Source organism: Streptomyces vinaceus (assembly GCF_008704935.1).
GTDB lineage: Bacteria > Actinomycetota > Actinomycetes > Streptomycetales > Streptomycetaceae > Streptomyces > Streptomyces vinaceus.
In genome coordinates this window covers 4,336,766-4,353,826 of record NZ_CP023692.1, presented here as the reverse complement: position 1 = coordinate 4,353,826, position 17,061 = coordinate 4,336,766, and the positions used below count along the sequence as shown (strand labels likewise).

The 17,061-nt window shown below is 75.6% G+C and carries 13 protein-coding genes; 1 reads left to right on the top strand and 12 read right to left on the bottom strand.

Translation table 11 applies throughout. The annotated features are described in order from the left end of the window. Positions 1-29: 29 nt before the first annotated feature. The 4 genes from CP980_RS19700 to CP980_RS19685 form a co-directional block, all read right to left on the bottom strand. A complete protein-coding gene (locus tag CP980_RS19700) occupies positions 30-2,117 on the bottom strand; it encodes a SpoIIE family protein phosphatase (protein ID WP_229907254.1) in 2,088 nt (695 codons plus the stop codon). Positions 2,118-2,131: 14 nt separating this feature from the next. Next, positions 2,132-2,419, bottom strand: coding sequence for a hypothetical protein (locus tag CP980_RS19695; RefSeq protein ID WP_132757489.1), 288 nt, complete (start codon positions 2,417-2,419; stop codon positions 2,132-2,134). Positions 2,420-2,437: 18 nt separating this feature from the next. Continuing rightward, a complete protein-coding gene (locus tag CP980_RS19690; protein WP_132757936.1) occupies positions 2,438-3,715 on the bottom strand; it encodes an NAD(P)-binding domain-containing protein in 1,278 nt (425 codons plus the stop codon). Positions 3,716-3,812: 97 nt separating this feature from the next. Continuing rightward, positions 3,813-5,222, bottom strand: a complete 1,410-nt coding sequence (locus tag CP980_RS19685) for a carboxylate--amine ligase (protein ID WP_425281771.1) — start codon at positions 5,220-5,222, stop codon at positions 3,813-3,815. Positions 5,223-5,516: 294 nt separating this feature from the next. Here CP980_RS19685 and CP980_RS19680 point away from each other — a divergent pair, with 294 nt between their 5' ends. Beyond that, on the top strand, positions 5,517-7,118 hold the full coding sequence (locus CP980_RS19680) for a glycoside hydrolase family 26 protein (RefSeq protein ID WP_150528727.1): 1,602 nt from the start codon (positions 5,517-5,519) through the stop codon (positions 7,116-7,118). Positions 7,119-7,123: 5 nt separating this feature from the next. Here CP980_RS19680 and CP980_RS19675 read toward each other — a convergent pair whose 3' ends face one another. Genes CP980_RS19675 through CP980_RS19640 form a run of 8 tightly spaced genes read right to left on the bottom strand, consistent with a single transcriptional unit; the run spans position 7,124 to position 17,053 of the window. Further along, a complete protein-coding gene (locus CP980_RS19675) occupies positions 7,124-8,266 on the bottom strand; it encodes a GNAT family N-acetyltransferase (RefSeq protein WP_150528726.1) in 1,143 nt (380 codons plus the stop codon). Continuing rightward, positions 8,263-9,000, bottom strand: a complete 738-nt coding sequence (locus CP980_RS19670) for a YveK family protein (RefSeq protein ID WP_373312953.1) — start codon at positions 8,998-9,000, stop codon at positions 8,263-8,265. Before CP980_RS19670 ends, CP980_RS19675 begins: the two co-directional genes overlap by 4 nt. A 28-nt stretch (positions 9,001-9,028) precedes the next feature. Then, positions 9,029-10,264 (bottom strand): glycosyltransferase, encoded by a 1,236-nt coding sequence (locus CP980_RS19665; RefSeq protein WP_229907253.1) that lies wholly within the window; start codon positions 10,262-10,264, stop codon positions 9,029-9,031. Between the two features lie 5 nt (positions 10,265-10,269). Further along, complete coding sequence (locus CP980_RS19660) at positions 10,270-11,046, bottom strand: polysaccharide deacetylase family protein (RefSeq protein ID WP_150528724.1); 777 nt, start codon at positions 11,044-11,046, stop codon at positions 10,270-10,272. Further along, a complete protein-coding gene (murJ, locus tag CP980_RS19655) occupies positions 11,036-12,892 on the bottom strand; it encodes a murein biosynthesis integral membrane protein MurJ (RefSeq protein WP_229907239.1) in 1,857 nt (618 codons plus the stop codon). The genes CP980_RS19660 and murJ overlap by 11 nt, the downstream gene beginning before the upstream one ends. After that, the gene (locus tag CP980_RS19650; RefSeq protein ID WP_150528723.1) at positions 12,889-14,307 is read right to left on the bottom strand and encodes an O-antigen ligase family protein; all 1,419 of its coding nucleotides are present in this window, start codon (positions 14,305-14,307) and stop codon (positions 12,889-12,891) included. The genes murJ and CP980_RS19650 overlap by 4 nt, the downstream gene beginning before the upstream one ends. Continuing rightward, entirely contained in the window at positions 14,307-15,839 is a 1,533-nt protein-coding gene (locus CP980_RS19645) for an exopolysaccharide biosynthesis polyprenyl glycosylphosphotransferase (protein WP_373312947.1), read from the bottom strand. Before CP980_RS19645 ends, CP980_RS19650 begins: the two co-directional genes overlap by 1 nt. Then, positions 15,836-17,053 carry a glycosyltransferase gene (locus CP980_RS19640; protein WP_373312946.1) on the bottom strand — a complete coding sequence of 406 codons (1,218 nt, stop codon included), beginning with the start codon at positions 17,051-17,053 and terminating at the stop codon, positions 15,836-15,838. Before CP980_RS19640 ends, CP980_RS19645 begins: the two co-directional genes overlap by 4 nt. Between the last annotated feature and the right edge of the window lie 8 nt (positions 17,054-17,061).

The following is a 17,061-nucleotide window of genomic DNA, read 5'->3' as shown; positions in this document are numbered from 1 at the left end:
GCATCCCACAACTCGGGGTGACCGCGCGGTCACCCCACGCCGCGGGCGCTGCCGGCGACGTCGAACTCGCACCACACCGCCTTGCCGTCGCCCCGGGACTCCACGCCCCAGTGCGTGGCCAGCGCGTCCACCAGCAGCAGCCCGCGCCCGGTGGTCGCGGCCTCGCCCGGGGTGCGCCGGCGGGGCCAGACGCTGGAGCGGTCCTTGACCCACAGCCGGATCCTGCGGACCGGCTCCGGCAGCACCTCCATGGTCAGCACCGCCCCGCCGTCCGTGTGCAGCAGTGCGTTGACCAGCAGCTCCCCGGCGGCCAGTTCCACGTCGTCGGCGAGGTCCGGCATGCCCCAGTCGCGCAGGGCCTGGCGCAGGGCGTAGCGGGCCTCCGAGAGGCCCTCCGGGTCCGCCTGGTGGATGTACTGGTGGATCCGCGGAGCCCGGTGGGTACCCGGGTCGGGCGCCCGGCGCAGCACCAGCAGGGCCACGTCGTCCCCGGAACCCCAGCGCTCCCAGAGCCGGTCCGAGAGGTGGTCGGCGAGCGCCCCCGCCTCCTGCGGCCCGCTGCGCACGGCGTGGGCGAGGGCCTCCATGCCCTGGGTGATGGCCGTGCCGGGCTCCTCCACCAGGCCGTCGGTGCACAGCACCAGCGTCTCCCCCGGCACCAGGTCGAGCCGGGTCTCGGGGAAGTCCTCCTGTTCGAACACCGAGGCCAGCCCGAGCGGCAGTCCGCCCCGTACGTTGGGCCAGCCCGTACGCCCGTCCGTGTGCCGGATCAGCGGCCCGAGGTGGCCCGCGCGGACCGCCCGTACGCCGCCGGTCTCCAGGTCCACCTGTGCGTACATGCAGGTCGCGAAGCGCTCGGTGTCCAGCTCGGCGAGGAACCGGGAGGCCCGGGCCAGGACGGTGGACGGCGGGTGCCCCTCCCCCGCGTACGCCCGCAGCGCGATCCGCAGCTGGCCCATGATCGCGGCCGCGTGCGTGTCGTGGCCCTGTACGTCCCCCACCACGATGCCGACCCGGTCGCGGGGCAGCGCGATCACGTCGTACCAGTCCCCGCCGACCTCCCGCCCGCTCCACGCGGAGTGGTAGCGCACCGCGATCTCCCCGCCGCTGATCTCGGGGATCCGGCGCGGCAGCATCGAGGCCTGAAGTCCCGTGGCGAACTCGCGCTCCTGGTCGAACAGGAGCGCCCGCTGGAGGGACTGCGCCACGATGCCGGCCAGGCCCAGGCAGAGGTTGCGCTCCTCCGGGCTGAACTCGGTGCGCCGCCGGTAGAACAGCACGAGCCCGCCGATGGCCTTGGCCTGCGCGATCAGCGGCAGGTAGGCGGCGGCGTCGAAGCGGATCCGGCTCAGGTAGTCCGCGAGCAGCGGGAACTCTCCCGCCAGGTCGGACAGGGAGGTGACGAACCGCGCCGTGCGGGTGAGCACCGCCTGTGACAGCGGCAGCGAGCCGTCCAGCCGGGTGAACCGCCGCTCGCTGAGGATCTCCAGCGACTCCCCGCTCAGCGCGATGATCTTGATGGCGCCGTTCTCGACCAGCCCCAGGGCCAGCCCGTCCGCGCCGAGGCGCTCCAGCGCGCCCGCGCCGGTCAGCGTGGCGGTGACGTCGTCGACCGTCACCGCCCGTGAGAGGGCTTCCGTCGTCCGCTGCACGATCGTGGCCTGCTGGGCCCGCGCCGACTCCAGCTTGCGCAGCACGGTGGCGTGCGCGAGCTCGGCCGTCGCGTCCCGCACGATCCCGACGATCCGCACGGGCCGGCCCTCGGCGTCCCGCTGGATCCGGCCCTGCGTGTGCGTCCACTGGTCGACGCCGTCGCGCCGCTGCACCGTGAAGTACGAGCCGTACGTCTCCATGCCGCCGTCCAGGGCCGCCTGCGTGGACTCCGCCAGCCGCACGCCGTCGTCGGCCGGGATCCGCAGTCCCAGCCCCTCGGGGGTGTCGTCGAACTCCTCCCGCTCCAGGTCGAAGACCACGAGCCCGGACTCGTCCAGCGTCAGCGTCCCGGTGTCCAGGTCCCACTCGAAGCTGCCCATGCCGTTCAGCGCGAGCCGCTCGCCGGGCCCGGTCACGGGGTCCCGGCTGCCCTGCCCGGATCTGTCGCGCTCCGCCGCTGCCACGAGAGACACACCACCTAACGGCCGGGCCAGCACGGCTGGGAGATCAGCCGCTCCCACTCCTCGTCAGGATGCCCCGGAAGAGTGCGCCCGGCCTCCTGCCAGCGCTTGACGAGCGAGAGGTAGATCGTCGGCTGGTCCGGTGCCGCGTGCCCGGCGGGGGTGTGGGAGCCGGGGGCGTACGGCGAGGCGGAGGCCCTGGCCGCGGGCTTCGCGGAGGGCCTGGCCGCCCCGGGCTGCTCCGTCCGGCTCGCGGGAATGCGCACCCAGCCCCGGCCGCCCTGTGCTCGCTGCTCCGCACTCATCGCGGACCCCTCTCGACCTCACCGCAGAGACGTCTTCGGATGCCCCGCACCGGCCCGGTCCTCGGGCCGTACGGTCCCGGTGGAGCCCGTCGGCCTGCCCCGGGCACCGAGGCGCTTTCGCACTCCTGCGACCAGTCTCCCCGCCGTGAACCCCGCACCGTGCACGAATCGCATGGAAGGGCCGAATGAGGGAGCCGTCAGCAGCCCCGCGAAGAACAGTCCCGGCCACGAGGACTCGAAACCGGCACCGAGCTCCGGCGTACCGCCGTCCCCGACGGTGTCGAGGACGGCCCGCAGCCGGGCGTCCAGCAGCTCCAGGCGCCCCAGGTGCGGGGTGAACCCGGTGGCGGCGACCACGTGCGCGACGTCCAGTACGACGGACTCCCCGGCCGCCGTGGTCAGCCCGAGCCGGGTCCGCTCGCCCACCGCCGCCGCCCGGTGCAGCCGGTGCCCCAGCAGCACCGGCACGCTCCGCTCGAAGCGGTCCCGCAGCCACCAGGCCCCGGCGGGCCCGAGCGCGGTCGCCGCGATGCGCTCCCGGGTCCGCGCCGGCAGCCGGCGCACCGCCCAGGGCAGCTCCGACCAGGCCCAGCTGCGCCATCCGGTGCCGAGGCCGCTGTGCGGTTCGCGCAGGGCGCGCAGCAGCGGGCGCTCCAGCGGCTGGGGCACGGTGTTCCAGTTCAGCCGGGAGCGGCGGGCGACCAGGCAGGGCCGGGCCCCGCTCTCCGCCAGCAGGGCGGCGGTCTCCAGGGCCGCCTGCCCGGCCCCGATGACCGCGACCTCCTGACCGGCGAAGCGGGCCAGATCGCGGTGGTCGCTGCTGTGCGAGCAGTGTCCGGGCGGCAGCTCCCGCAAGGGCTCGGGGAGGTGGACGAAGGGCATCACCCCGACCGCGAGGGCGACCGTACGGGCGGGCAGCGGCGGCCCCTCGGCGGTGTGGACGAGGAAGCCGTCGCCCTGCGGGGAGACCTCGGTGACCGTCACCTCCTCCACCTCGGGGACGGCGTGCCGGGCGAACCACATGCCGTACGAGCTGAACACGTCGATCGGCAGCGGGGCGGCGTGCTCCGCCGTCAGCCCGCGTCCGGCGCAGTACGCGGCGAGGGTGTGCCGGCCGCCGGGCGCCGACAGGTTGGAGGACCAGGGCTCCGACTTCAGGTACATGCCCTCGGGCATGTGGTCCCGCCACGAGGCCATGGGCCGCCCGAGCACCCGTACGCCGAGCCCGGCCGCGGCCGCGTGCGCCGCGATCGACAGCCCGTACGGACCGGCGCCGACCACGACGAGATCGTTGATCCGCGTCACCGCTGTCCCTCCAGTCTCATGGGCCCCGCGCCACCGTCCGCGCCCCTGCCTGCGACGGCAGGCGGGGGCGGAGGCGGGTGACGGGGGGTCACCGGGTCACCAGCTCGTCCGGTTCGGCCGGGGCGGCCGGGTTGGCCGGGGCCGCCTGGGTGGACGACGGGGGCAGGTCGCGGCCGCGCTGGCGCGGGGCGCGCACCACCGCGCGCGCCGTGCGCCGGCCGTGCGCCGGGACACCGCGCAGGGCGCGCGCACCCTTCCCCGCGCCCCGGCCGAGGAAGGCGGCGAGCATCGCGAGGAACGGCAGCGGGTCGTCGGCGGCGAACCAGGCCGCCTCCACCCGCCCCCGCTCGGCCCGCGGCGCCACCCGTACGGGCCCCGGTCGCGGCCCGCCGGGCCGCGGGCCACCGGCCCGCTCGCCCCCGGCCCGCTCGCCCCCGGACCCCTCGCCCCCGGACCCCTCAACCCCGGACCCCTCGCCACCCGTACCGATCGGCCCGGACCCGGACCCCGCCTCCGGGGAGCGCGCCGGAGCGGGGACGGCATCGCGGCCGACCGAACCGGAGCGCCAGGGGAGTTGACGGCCCCGCACGGCCGCCAGCAGGGCGTAGTTCTCCGCGACGAACACCCGGCCGGGGCCGCCCGAGGGCTCCGGTACCCGCTGCCCCGTCAGGTCCAGGTACATCGCCTGGACCACGTCCAGCCCGCCCGCGTCCGTGAACAGCCGGAACTGCGCCCCCGGCCGGGGGTTGAAGTCCACCAGCCGGAAGCAGCCGTTCTCGTCCCGGCGGAAGTCCAGGTCCAGGATCCCCTGGTAGCCCAGCCGCCGGGCGAGCCGCAGCGCCGCCTCCTCCACCGCCGGGTCCGGCAGCCAGCGCCCGACCGCCGTCAGCCCCGTGCGCACCGGCCAGGACAGCTCCTTGCGGCCCGACCCCGCGAGCAGCGGATGCCCGCCCCGGCCGAACGCCCCGTGGAAGAACCAGTCGGTGTCCGTCCCGGCCGGCAGGAACCGCTGGAGCAGCAGCCGGCTCCCCGCCTCCTGGGTGCGCTCGTACAGCCGGCGCGCCTCGGCGGCGCAGTGCACGAGCGTGGTGCTGCGCAGGCCCGCGCCCGCGGGCAGCAGCCAGGGCCGGCTCCACTTGGCCACGACCGGCAGACCGAGCCGCCACGCGGCCTCCGCCGCCTCGGCCCCGCTCGCCGGGATCACCGTCTCCGGGTGCGGGACGTCCCAGCGCGCGCACAGCCGCGACAGCTCCGCCTTGTCCGCCACCCGGGCCGGCAGCCCGTCGGGCTGATGGGGGATCCGGAACCGCCCGTCGAGCATCGGCGCGATCCGCGCGACGGCGATGGCGCTGAGGTCGTCCATCGCGACGAGCACCGCGGGCCGGCCGATCCGCTCCGACACCCCGACGAGGCACTCCAGCAGCGTCTCCGGCGCCTCGGGGTCCAACCCCCCGTCAGGTCCGGGATGCAGGGCGTGCAGGTAGCGCGAACGCCCCATGGGACCTCCCCCGGCCTCGACGACGGCATGGACCTCCACGCCCTTGCGACCGAGCGATCTGACGGCGCCGAGGGTTCCGTGGTGGAACGGATTCCGATCGAGTCTGAGCACTACTGCGGGCACATGGCCGTCGAACGCGTGCATGGGAACGGTGTCTTTCACCTAGTCGGACCAAGCGGGGAGGATACGCAGCTGCGAATGGCCTACGCGGCGGTCACCGGACAGGCCATTCGTCAGATGTGATGCCTAACGTCTTTGACAAGCACACCGATTCAGGAAAGTTCGGGAGACGCCATGCCCAGACCACACCGCCGACTGGCGAGCACCTGCATCGGTACGGTGACGGCCGGTCTGCTCGCCACCGGAGCCGCGCTCGCGGCCCCCGAGAAGGAGCAGCCCAAGGGTCCCGACGTCGCCATGGGCGCGTTTCTCGACTCCGGCCAGGCCGGGGTCGCCCGGATCCCGCAGCTGTCGCGCTGGCTGGGCGGCAAGGAGATCCGGGTCGGGCACACCTATCTGCCCGGCGACCGCTGGGCCCGCATCGAGAACCCCGACTTCCTGGAGGCCTGGGCCCAGTGGCGCCGGGCCAAGCCGGACCGGCTCTTCGTCCTCAACGTGCCCATGCAGGAGCACAACGAGGACCACGTCCCCGACCGCGAGGTGGCCCGGCTGATCCGGGCGGGCGCGGAGGGCCGGTTCGACCACCACTTCGAGCAGCTCGCCCACAAGCTGGTGGAGCTGGGCGTCCCGGACACGGTGATCGTGCTCGGCTGGGAGATGAACGGCGCCACGTACACGCACCGCTGCGCGCCGGACCCGGAGGGCTGGAAGGAGTACTGGAACCGCATCGTCAACACGATGCGCTCCGTCCCCGGCCAGCGGTTCAAGTTCGATTACGCCCCGAACCGCGGTTCGGACGCGATCGGCTGGACCGCCTGCTACCCGGGCGACGACGTGGTCGACATCGTCGGCATGGATTCGTACGACCAGGCTCCCGGCAAGACCTTCGACGAGATGGTCAAGCAGCCGTACGGACTCCAGCAGCATGTCGATTTCGCGAAAGCGCACGGCAAAGCGATCTCGTACCCGGAGTGGGGGCTGTTCCGGCACGGGGACAACCCGACCTACGTCCAGCGCATGCTGAAGTGGATCGAGCAGCACAAGCCGCTCTACCACACCATCACCGACTACTGCCCGCACGGCGTGTGGCAGTGCAAGCAGAACCCCCGCTCCGCGAAGGCCTTCCGCGCCGCGCTCGCACCCGAGCGGCCGGGCCCGGTGATCCCGACCCCGGTGGTTCCCACGCCGGTCATCCCGACGCCGGTGGTCCCGACCCCGGTCCTGCCGACGCCGTCGGTCCCGACGCCCGCGATCCCGACCCCCGAGGTCCCCGTGCCCTCGCCGGTGGTCCCGAGCCCGCAGATCCCGGCTCCGGTCCCCTCGCCCGAGAGCCCGAGCCCGAGCACCAGCCCGAGCACCAGCCCGAGTCCCGTCACCGAACCCGCCCCCGACCCGGTGCCCGAGCCCGTGCCCGTTCCGGTCTCCCCGGAGCCGGTCGAGCCGAGCCCGCAGGTCCCGGCACCCGAGAGCCCCTCGCCCGAGCCGGTTCCCGAGCCCGTGCCCTCGCCGGCGGTCCCGTCGCCGCAGACCCCGGTGGGCCCGGGCCAGAGCCCGAGCCCGAGCCCGGACCCGGTCCCCGTCCCGGAGCCCTCGCCGGTGCTGCCGCCGGTCCCGGTCCCGGTCGTGCCGAAGCCCGAGACGCCCGAACCGCCCGCGAACAGCACGGAGTGGTGCGTGCCGATCAACTTCGGCGAGTGGCTCTCCAAGCTGGTCGGCAAGCAGTCGGTCTGCGTCAAGGTCGACTGGGGCAAGGACTCCGGCTTCTGGCCCTGGTAGAGCCCTCATCGGACCCGCAGTTCGTTGAGCCGCGCCCGCCAGTCCCTGGCGGCCGGCAGCGCCTCGCGCAGCGCGTCCACCGCCCGCTCGCGCCCCGCCACCTGCGTTTCGTGCAGGCGGAGCAGGGGCGCGAGCGCCGTCCTGGCCAGCAGGAACCGCTGGTTGACGACGGTCTCGGGCCGCCAGTGGTTCTTGTACGGCTCGTTGCCGCGCAGGAAGCTCACCACCGGGCGGCCCTCCGCCAGGGCGCGGCCCGCCTCGTAGCGCAGCAGCAGCGTGGCCACGTCCACCTTCCGGGTCCGCAGGTCCGGGTCGGCCCCGTACAGGTAGCCGCCGCTGAGCGCCCCCGACAGCAGGGTGACGTTGGCGGCGACCACCTTCCCGTCCAGCCGGAACTCGGTCAGCCGGCCCTCGCCGACCCGCACCATCCGCCGGGTGGCCCGGGTCAGGTGCTCGGCGAAACGGGGCCTCAGGTGTTCCGGGGTCACCCCGCGGCCGCGCCACTGCTTCTCGTGGAGCCGCAGCAGCGTCCGTACGGCGCCCGGCACTTCCTGCTCGGTGACCTCGTGCTCCTCGATCCCGGCCGCGTCGGTCTTGCGCAGCTTGGCCCGGACCCGCTGGGCCCCGGAGGCCGGCATCCGCTTGACCAGTTCGTCGAACGGCAGCGCGGGCAGCTCCATGCAGGTGGAGTCGGTGAGCTTGCTCCGGATCCCCGGCCACTCCTCGAACAGCGCCTCGGCGGCGGCTCCCGGCCGTACCTCGCGCAGGTCGACGACCGCGCCGCGGGCGGCCCGGTGCAGGCCGCGGGCCAGCGCCGGGACGACCTGGCCGGCGTACTCCGCGTCCACGAGCACGTCGAAGTAGTCGGTGATGCCGCCGCCGAGCGGCACCAGGAGCGGCAGCGGCCGGTGGACGAGCATCAGCGCGCAGGCGCCCACGAGCTCCTCGCCGCGCCGCACCAGCACGATCCGCAGCCGTCCGTCCCTGCCGTACGAGAGCCACCAGGAGTGCAGCCAGGCGTGGCTCTGGAAGGGGGTGGCGGTGGGACAGGCCCGCAGGAGCCGGTTCCACGGCTCTTCCAGCGCGGCGAACTGCCGGGAGTCCCGGCACAGCGTCACCGACAGGGCCCCGGTGGAGCCCGTGGTCATCGCACGGACTCCTTCTCCTTGGTGTCGGTGTGGTCACCCTGGGCGGGCAGGGAGGCGTACTCCTCGACGACGGGCGCGGCGACGGGGTGCCGCTCCTCGGGCCGCCGGCGGGCGGTGGGCCGGGCCAGCAGCCACAGACCGCCCAGCAGCCCGCCGGCGCACAGCCCGACGGCCCCGCTGATGGCGGCGGAGGGCGAGGCGGGCTCGCTCGGCGCGACCGCCTGGTTGAACAGCAGCAGCTGGACGCCGGTGTTCTTGGCGGCCTGATTGCTGCTCAGCGAGAGCGCGTCGGCGACGGCGTTGGCGATGTCGGCGGCCTCGGTCGCGCTCTTCGAGGTCCCGGTGATGGCGATCATCGGGGACTCGGGGGAGGTCTCGGCGCGCACCTGCGTACGGAGCCGGCCGGCGCTGATGCCCGCGCGCGGCTGGGCGTACGCGAGGGTGGAGCTGCTGGTGGCGATGCGGGCGTACGCCTGGGCGAAGCCGAGGGCGGTGGCCGGCTCGGTGGTGTCGTCCGGTACGGCGACGACATAGCTGGTGGCGGCGTACTCGGGGGCCTTCAGCACCCCGTACGCCCCGCCCGCGGCCAGCCCCAGCACGGCGGCGGCGGGCAGCGGCCACCACGCGGGCGGCGGAAGCAGCCGCACCTTGCGACGGCGGCGGTCGGTCCTCTTCGGGTCGGCCTTCTTCGGGTCGGTCCTCTTCTGGTCGGTCCTCTTCTGATCGGCTTTCATCTGGTCGGTCTTCTTCGGATCGGCGGTGTCAGCCATGTACGTGCCTTCCTGGAGGGGTGGGAGTGGTTTCGGGCCCCCGCGCGGGGAACCCCGTCGGTGGTGCGTCGTCGATCGGGGCGCCCCTCGGCGGCGTCGGGGCGGGACGGGACCCCGGCAGGGCCAGGGCGTAGACGTCGAGGAGGCGCTCCGCGCTGCGGGCGATGTCGTAGCGGCGGGCCACCGGGGGCTGGGGGAGGCGTCGCGCGCCCGCCTCCATGTGCCCGCGCAGGGCGGCGACCAGCTCCTCCGTCCCGGTCCCGATCCGCCGCGCCCCCGGCGCCTGCGCGGCCGGCAGGTCGTCGATCGCGGGACAGGTGACGTGCAGCACCGGCAGCCCCGCCGCCAGCGCCTCCACCACCGCCAGCCCGAACGCCTCCTCGCGCGACGGCGATACGAACACGTCCATCGCGGCCAGCAGCGCCGGGATCCCGGGCGTGCGCCCGTCCGCGGCGTCGCCCAGCGGATCCCGCTCCCCCAGCAGGTGGATACGGCCCTGCGCACCCAGTTCCGCGGCCAGCCCCCGCAGCGCCGCCCGCTCCGGCCCGTCCCCGGCCAGCAGCAGGTGCGCCCCCGGCAGGGCCGCCACCGCCCGTACGAGCGAGTCGAACCGCTTGCCCGGCACCAGCCGGCCGACCCCGCCGACCACGAACGCCCGCTCCGGCAGCCCGGTCCGGGCCCGCGCGGCCCGGCGCACCTCCTCGTCGAAGCGGAAGCGGGCGGCCTCGATCCCGTTCGGTACGACGTGCACCCGCGCGGCCGGCACCCCCCACCCCTCCAGCCGGGCCGCCACGGTGTCCGACACCGCCACGGTCGCCGCGCCCAGCCGCTCGCTCGCCAGGTACAGCGCCCGCACCCCGCCCGTCAGCTTCCGGCCCTCGATCTCGCCGTCGCCGAGCGAGTGCTCGGTGGCCACGGTCGCCCCGACCCCCGCGAGCCGGGCGGCGAGCCGCCCGTACACGCAGGCCCGGTACAGGTGCGTGTGCACGAGGTCGTACTGCTCGCGCCGGATGAACCGCACCAGCCTCGGCAGCGCCCCCAGGTCCCGGTTGCCCTTCATGCCCAGGTGCACCACCCGGACCCCGTCGGCGCGCAGGCCCTCGGCCACCGGCCCCGGGTTGGTCAGCGTCAGCACGTCGCAGCGCATCGGCATGTGCCGCAGCAGCAGCCGCAGCTGCTGCTCGGCCCCGCCGACGCCGAGCCCGGTGATGATGTGCAGCGCCCGCAGCGTCTTCACCGGCGCACCGCCCGGCGTACTTCCCGCACCCGGTGGCGCAGCTGCTTGATCCGCAGCCGCCCGGGCCCGTCCGCCTGGCTGACGTGGGTGCGCGGCAGGGCGTGCGGGCCGGCCAGCCGGCCGGGGTCGATGGCGCAGGCGTACCCGTACCCGGCGGCCCGGGTCGCCGCGACCACCCGCGCGTCGAGGTGCCCGTACGGGTAGCAGAACCCCTCCGGCAGGGTTCCGGTGAGCTCCCGGATCAGCTCCCGGCTGCCGCGCAGCTCCTGCTGGAGGATGTCGTCGGCGGTCGCGGTGAGGTCCTGGTGGAGCAGCCCGTGCGAGCCGATCTCCTGTCCCGCGGCGGCGACTTCGCGGATGCCCTCGGCGCTCAGCAGCGACTTGCGCGGGCCCAGCGGGTCCCACACGTTGTCCACCCCGAGCCGCCCGGGCAGCACGAACAGCGTGGAGGTGCAGCCGTGGCGGCGCAGCAGCGGCAGCGCCCGGGTCAGGTAGTCGGTGTAGCCGTCGTCGAAGGTCAGCCCGACGAGCCCGTCGCCGCGCCCGGCCGCGCAGGCCCGCAGCAGTTCGCCGACGGACACCCCGCGCAGGCCCCGCGAGCGCAGCCACAGGAGCTGGGCCTCCAGGGTGGCCGGGGTGACGGTGATGCCGTACGGGTCCTCGGCGGGGTCGGTGAACTCGGCGACCGAGTGGTACATCAGGACCCACGGCGAGGCGGTCCGGCGGGCGGGGACCGCGTGGGCGGCCGGCGCCGTGCGGGTGTCAGCGGGCATTGCGGAACCTCTGGGTCATCTGGGCGATCTGAGCGGGCAGGGCGGTGATCTCAAGCGCCCGTATGGCCATGCCGCAGGCGCCGAACATGGCGGGGACGAGCAGGCAGCCGAGCGCCGCGCTGAGCAGCGGGTCGGGGATCATCGGCCCGGCGATCCAGCCGGTGCCGCAGGCGCCGACGGCGGCGACGGAGAGCCGGCCGATACTCAGCGCGACCCGGCGGACCTGGATGGCGACGATCCGCGAACCGAGCCCGGTGAGCAGCAGGGCGGCGGTGGTGGAGATGCCGGCGGCGTTGGCCGCGGCGATGCCGTACGTGCCCCACCAGCGGACGGCGAAGGCTCCGGCCACGATGTTGACGAGGAGTCCGGCGCCCATCGCGAGCGCCGGGAACCAGGTGGGCCGGGCGGTCGAGAAGAAGGGCCGGGACAGCGCCCCGACGAGGCAGTGGCCGAGCAGTCCCAGGGCGTAGACCCGCATGACGGAGGCGGTGGCCAGGGTGTCGCGGTGGGTGAACGCGCCGCGTTCGAAGAGGACCTGGATGATCTGGGGCGCGTACCCGATGACGAGGGCGCTGCCCACGAGGACGGCGAGGGAGGCCAGCGCCAGGTCCTGTTCGACGCGGCGCCGGGCCTTCTCGCGCTCCCCGCCGGCCATGGCCTGGGCGACGACGGGGAAGGTGACGGTGCAGATCATCAGCGACAGCACCATCGGCATCTGCGCGACCTTCTGCGCGTAGTTCAGATGGGAGATGGCCCCGGGCGGCAGCGAGGCGGCCAGGAACCGCTCGACCAGCACCTGCGACTGCCGGAACACGGCGAAGAAGATCACCGGGGCGATCAGGCCGAACGCGATGAGGGTGGGCCGGTCCCGGTCGCGCTGGCTGCGCGGCGCGCCCTTGGCGCGCGGCGGCCCGAAGCCCACGTTGCGGATGAACGCCGGCAGTTGGACGAGCACCATCAGCACTCCGCCCGCGGCCACCCCGGCCGCGGCGGCCCGCACCCCCCACACCGCGTGCAGGGCGATCATCGTCCCGATGATGCCGACGTTGTAAGAGACGTAGATCGCGGCCGGCGGCACGAAGGAGCGGTGCGCCCGCAGCGCGGCGCTGAAGTACCCCGCGATCCCGAAGGACAGCACGGTCAGCGCGGTCATCCGGGTGCACTCCACGGCCAGTTCCGGGTCGGGCAGCCCGGGCGCGAGCACGGCGACGACCAGCGGGGCGGCGAGGACGAGCAGGGAGGCGATGGCGGCCAGGAACACCGTCAGCCGCGGCAGGGTCGCCCCCACGAGCAGCCGTACGGGGTCCTGCGCGCGGGCCGCCTGACGGGTCAGCCCGGCGCGGGCGGCCGCCCTGCGGGCGAGGGCCTGGCTGAACGCCGGCACCATCAGCAGGGCCATGGCGTCCTCGATGAGCAGCGTCGAGGCCATCTCGGGCACGGTCCAGGCGATCAGGAACGCGTCGCTGTCGTGCCCGGCTCCGAAGAGGTGCGCGATGGTCTGGTCCCGGAACAGACCGAACACCGCCCCGGCGGCGGTCAGTCCGGCGGTGACGGCGGCTGCCTTGGCCAGGAACCGCCCGAGCGGAGCCGGCGCCGCGCCCGAGGTCCCGGCGGGCGGGTCTTCCCGTACGGGCCCCGGGCCTGCGGCCGGTTCGCGGCGCGCGGCCCTGGCCCGGGCCGCCACCCGCACACCGCGCCCGTCCGCGGGCGCGTCCGCGGACGGGCGGCCTCCGGCGGAGCCGTGCGGGGCCGCGGGGGACGCCGGGGCCGGCGTGGCCGGGACGCGGGCGGGGCCCGCCCCGGCCGGAGGGCCGGAGGCGGGCCGCCAGGGCGTCGTATCGGTCACCGGCCGTCCGCACCCGGAACGGCGCGCGGTGCGGCCAGGAGGCCGGTGCGCCCGTCCGCCGCAGGGGCCGTGTCCCGTCCGGAGGGCGAGGGCAGGGCCCACCAGGCCGCCAGGCCGATGATCACTCCGGTCAGGACGGTGGAGGGGCCGCCGATGTCCGCGTACAGGAAGTCGGTCAGCTGCCACACGAACAGCCCGATCGCGATCAGACCGCAGTCCCGGATCCCGGCGCCGCCGGCGGCGCACCGCCGCAGGCCCGCCACGAGCAGCGCCGCCCAGCCGCCCGCCAGCGCGGTCAGCCCGATCAGCCCCTGCTCGCTGAGCACCAGCAGGTACATGTTGTGCGGGGAGAGCAGCGGCTGGCGGATGTACGCCTGCCCCGCGCCCGCGGTGTCGCTGCCGGAGGACAGTCCCAGCGAGGAGTGCCCGTCCCGGTTGGCCGGGAAGCCCTTGAGGCCCACCCCGACCGCCGGGCGCTCGCGCCACATCGACTCGGCGGCGGCCCACATCGTGTACCGGTCGGTCACCGACTGGTCGGGGGCGCTGGAGACCTGCGTGATCGAGGTCAGCCGCTCCGCGACCATCTCGGAGCCGACCCCGAACCCGCCCACCAGGACCACCCCGGCCGCGACGAGCGCGAGCAGCACCTTCAGCGCCCGCCGGATCCCGGCGAGCACCATCACGAGCAGCGCCGCGCCGACCGTGGCGATCCACGCGCCCCGGCTGAACGACAGCACCAGCGGCACCACCAGCACCAGGGCCGCGCCGCCCGCGATCCGCCGGACCCGGCCCGGCAGCCCCGGGGCCAGGGCCACCGCGGTCGCCACGACCAGCCCGTACGCCACGACCGTGGCCATGCCCATGACGTCGCCGGGCCCGAAGGTGCCGACGGCCCGGATGTCCTCGCCCTGGTACGAGGCCCCGGTGTGGGTGGCGAACTGCACGACCCCCACCGCGCCCTGCACCAGCGCCAGCACCACGAAGCACCCGGCGGCCAGCCGGAACTCCCCGGCGTCGCGCACCAGCAGCACGATCGCCGCCGGGACCAGCACGAACACCTGGAGGTAGCGCACGAACCCGGGCAGCGCCGCGTACGGGTCCCCGGCGGTCGCGGTCGCCACCGCCAGCCCCACGGCGGGCACCCCGAGCACCGCCGCGCCCAGCGGGCTCAGCGCCCGCACCCGGCCGCGCAGCGCCTGCACCGCGCAGACCACCACCAGCAGCAGCGAGGCGGCGTCGGCCGGGCCGACCTTGCCGGAGGTGCTCGCGTCACCCGCCGCGATCGGGGCGAGGAGCAGCAGGACGGTCGCGGCGAGCGGCAGCAGCGGCCAGTGGCGCCGCAGCAGCCCGGCCGGGTCGGGCCGGGCGGCGGCCGCGGCGGGTGCGGCGCCGGCCGGGGATACGGCGAGGCTCATCAGCTGCCCCCCAGCCGGAAGCGGAAGAAGGAGGCCGCGGTGCGGGCGAGGATCCACAGGTCCTGCCACAGCGACCACGTGTCGATGTAGTGGTTGTCGAAGCGGGCCCGGTCCTCGATCGAGGTGTCCCCGCGCAGCCCGTTGATCTGGGCGAGCCCGGTGATGCCGACGGGCATCCGGTGCCGGGCCTCGTAGCCGGGGTGCACGGCGGCGAACTTCGCCACGAAGAAGGGGCGTTCCGGGCGCGGCCCGACCAGGCTCATGTCACCCCGTACGACGTTCCACAGCTGCGGCAGCTCGTCCAGCGAGGACTTGCGCAGGAAGGAGCCGACCGGGCTCATCCGGTGGTCGCCCGCGACGGTCCAGCGGGTGGCCGACTCGTGCTCGTCGGCGCGCAGGGTGCGGAACTTCAGCAGCGTGAAGGGGCGCCCGTACAGGCCGACCCGCTCCTGCCGGAAGATCACCCCGGGCCCGTCGGAGATCCGTACGGCGAGCGCGCACGCACCCATCACGGGCGCGGCGGCGATCAGCGCGAGGGCGGCCAGCAGCCCGTCGATCCCCCGCTTCACCCAGCGCTCCACCGGCCGGGACGGGCGCGGCAGCATCGGCTGTACCGCGTAGCCCCACAGCTGGTCGGCGGGCTGCGCCAGCCGCATGCCGGTCACCTTGGCGGTGCCGGCCGGATCGGCGAGCCAGAGCCGGCAGCCGTGGTCGTGGAAGAGGCGGACCAGGGAGGCGGTGCGCTCGTCGGCCTCCGGCGGGCGGGTGAACACCGCGTGCAGGACCGAGTTCTGGATGACCGCGCGCCGGATGTCCTCGTGCGTGGCGAGCACCGGTACGGCGCCGCCGTCCTCCTCGCAGGCTCCGGTGGCGGCGAGCCCGACGGGCCGCAGCCCGTACTCCGGGCGCCCGTGCAGCGCGGCGGCGACCGCGCTCGCCCCGGCGCCGGGGCCCACGACGAGGGCGGAGGCGGGCCTGCGGCGGGCGGCGCGGCGGCGGAGCCGGTTGACGGATCCGCGCCCGGCGCAGGTCAGTACGGTCTGGAGGCAGACGGCGCCCAGCAGGGCCTGCCAGCCCAGCGCCCCGTCCGGCGCCGTGGCGGCCACGACGGCGGCGAAGGCGCACCACAGGATCGCGGCCCGCCCGGCCAGCGCGGGCAGTTCCAGCAGCGCCGAGGGCGCGAGCCGCGGCCGGTACAGCCCGGCCCGGGCGTGGAGGGCGGCGGTCAGCACGGCCATCGGGGCGGCCGCCCCGGCGGGCAGCACCGCCCCCGGCGCGGACAGGACCGGCGCGGACAGCACCGTCGTGGTCAGTACGGCGGCCAGCGCATCGGCGGTCAGCAGCGGGAGGATCCCGTCGCGGCGGCGGACCCGCTGTGGACGCGCCAGGGGCCGGGCCTGGTCGGCCCGGGGCCGGCGTGGGGGGTGGATGGCGGTCACGGACCGTCGGACGGCTGCGGTGCCGGCGGTGCCGCCGGCGGGCCCCGTGCCGCCCTGCCCGGTGTGCCGGGCGGGTGCGCTGTCCATCGTCATCGGCTGATGCGCTCCTGGTTCAAGGGCCGGGGCCTGCCCAGCAGTTCGTGGTACAGACCGGTGACCGCGTCCGTGGTCCGCCGCACGTCGAAATCGGTCCGGGCGTGCTGCTGGGCCTGCTCCCCGAGTTCGGCGAGCAGCCGCGGTTCGGCGAGCAGCCGCCCCAGGGCCTTGGCCAGGGCCGTCGGATCCTCCGGCGGTACCAGGCAGAGCCGTCCCTGGCCGGGCGGCAGGCTCTCCCGGGCACCGCTGACGTCGGAGACCAGGACCGGTCGGCCGCAGGCCATGGCTTCGAGCGGGGCGAGCGCCATGCCCTCCCACCGCGACGGCAGTACAACGAGATCGGCGGCCCGAAGCCACGGTCGGATGTCGGGGGCGGCCCCCGCGAAGAGCACCCCGGGCGGGGCGCTGCGGCGCAGTTTCTCGGTGTCGGGGCCGTCGCCGACGAGCGCGAGACGGGCCTCGGGGACGTTGCCGAGCACCTCCCGCCAGGCCCGGAGCAGGATGTCCTGGCCCTTCTGTTGGCAGAGCCGGCCCACGCAGACGGCGAGCGGTCCGTCGCCCACGAAGGCGGCGGGCAAAGGGAGTTCGGTACGCGCCCGGGCCCGGTCGGCCTCGCGGTCGGGGCCGCCGGGCCGGAAGTGGTCGAGGTCCACCCCGTTGCGGATCACGGCCCAGTGGGCGGCGATCCCCTCGGCCTCTCCGGCCCGGCGCTCGGCCTCGCTGACACAGAGCACCCGGTCGGCCCAACGGGCCCCGAACCGCTCCCAGCGCAGGGCGAGGGCCGCGGTGGCCCCGCCGACGGCGTCGAAGGACCAGGCGTGGGGCTGGAAGACGGTGGGCACGGCCCCGCGTACGGCGAGCCGCCCGGCGAGGCCCGCCTTGGCGCTGTGGGCGTGCAGGACGTCGGGCCCGACCAGGCCGATCACCCGCCGGGCACCGAGCACTTCGGCGGGCAGGTCGGGGCCGGGGGCCCGCCCGGCGCGCCAGGTGAGCACCTCGGCCCCGGCCGCCCGGGCGGCGTCGGCGAGCTGTCCGCCGCGCGGGCAGCCGACGGCGGTCCGCAGGCCGGCGGCCGTCTGGGCGCGGACGAGGTCGACGACGACGCGGGCGACGCCGCCGTCGACGGGCTGGACGAGGTGCAGGACGGACAGGGGGCGGGGAATCGGAGCCTGCGCGCGGGAGGAATGCGCAGGGGGAGGCTGTGTCGGCACGCGGAGCG

Bases quoted from the DNA above. Each gene is read 5' to 3' on its own strand.
- CP980_RS19695 (WP_132757489.1), bottom strand. From the start codon at position 2,419: ATGAGTGCGGAGCAGCGAGCACAGGGCGGCCGGGGCTGGGTGCGCATT.
- CP980_RS19685 (WP_425281771.1), bottom strand. From the start codon at position 5,222: ATGGGGCGTTCGCGCTACCTGCACGCCCTGCATCCCGGACCTGACGGG.
- CP980_RS19680 (WP_150528727.1), top strand. From the start codon at position 5,517: ATGCCCAGACCACACCGCCGACTGGCGAGCACCTGCATCGGTACGGTG.
- CP980_RS19675 (WP_150528726.1), bottom strand. From the start codon at position 8,266: ATGACCACGGGCTCCACCGGGGCCCTGTCGGTGACGCTGTGCCGGGAC.
- CP980_RS19670 (WP_373312953.1), bottom strand. From the start codon at position 9,000: ATGAAAGCCGATCAGAAGAGGACCGACCAGAAGAGGACCGACCCGAAG.
- CP980_RS19660 (WP_150528724.1), bottom strand. From the start codon at position 11,046: ATGCCCGCTGACACCCGCACGGCGCCGGCCGCCCACGCGGTCCCCGCC.
- CP980_RS19650 (WP_150528723.1), bottom strand. From the start codon at position 14,307: ATGAGCCTCGCCGTATCCCCGGCCGGCGCCGCACCCGCCGCGGCCGCC.
- CP980_RS19645 (WP_373312947.1), bottom strand. From the start codon at position 15,839: ATGACGATGGACAGCGCACCCGCCCGGCACACCGGGCAGGGCGGCACG.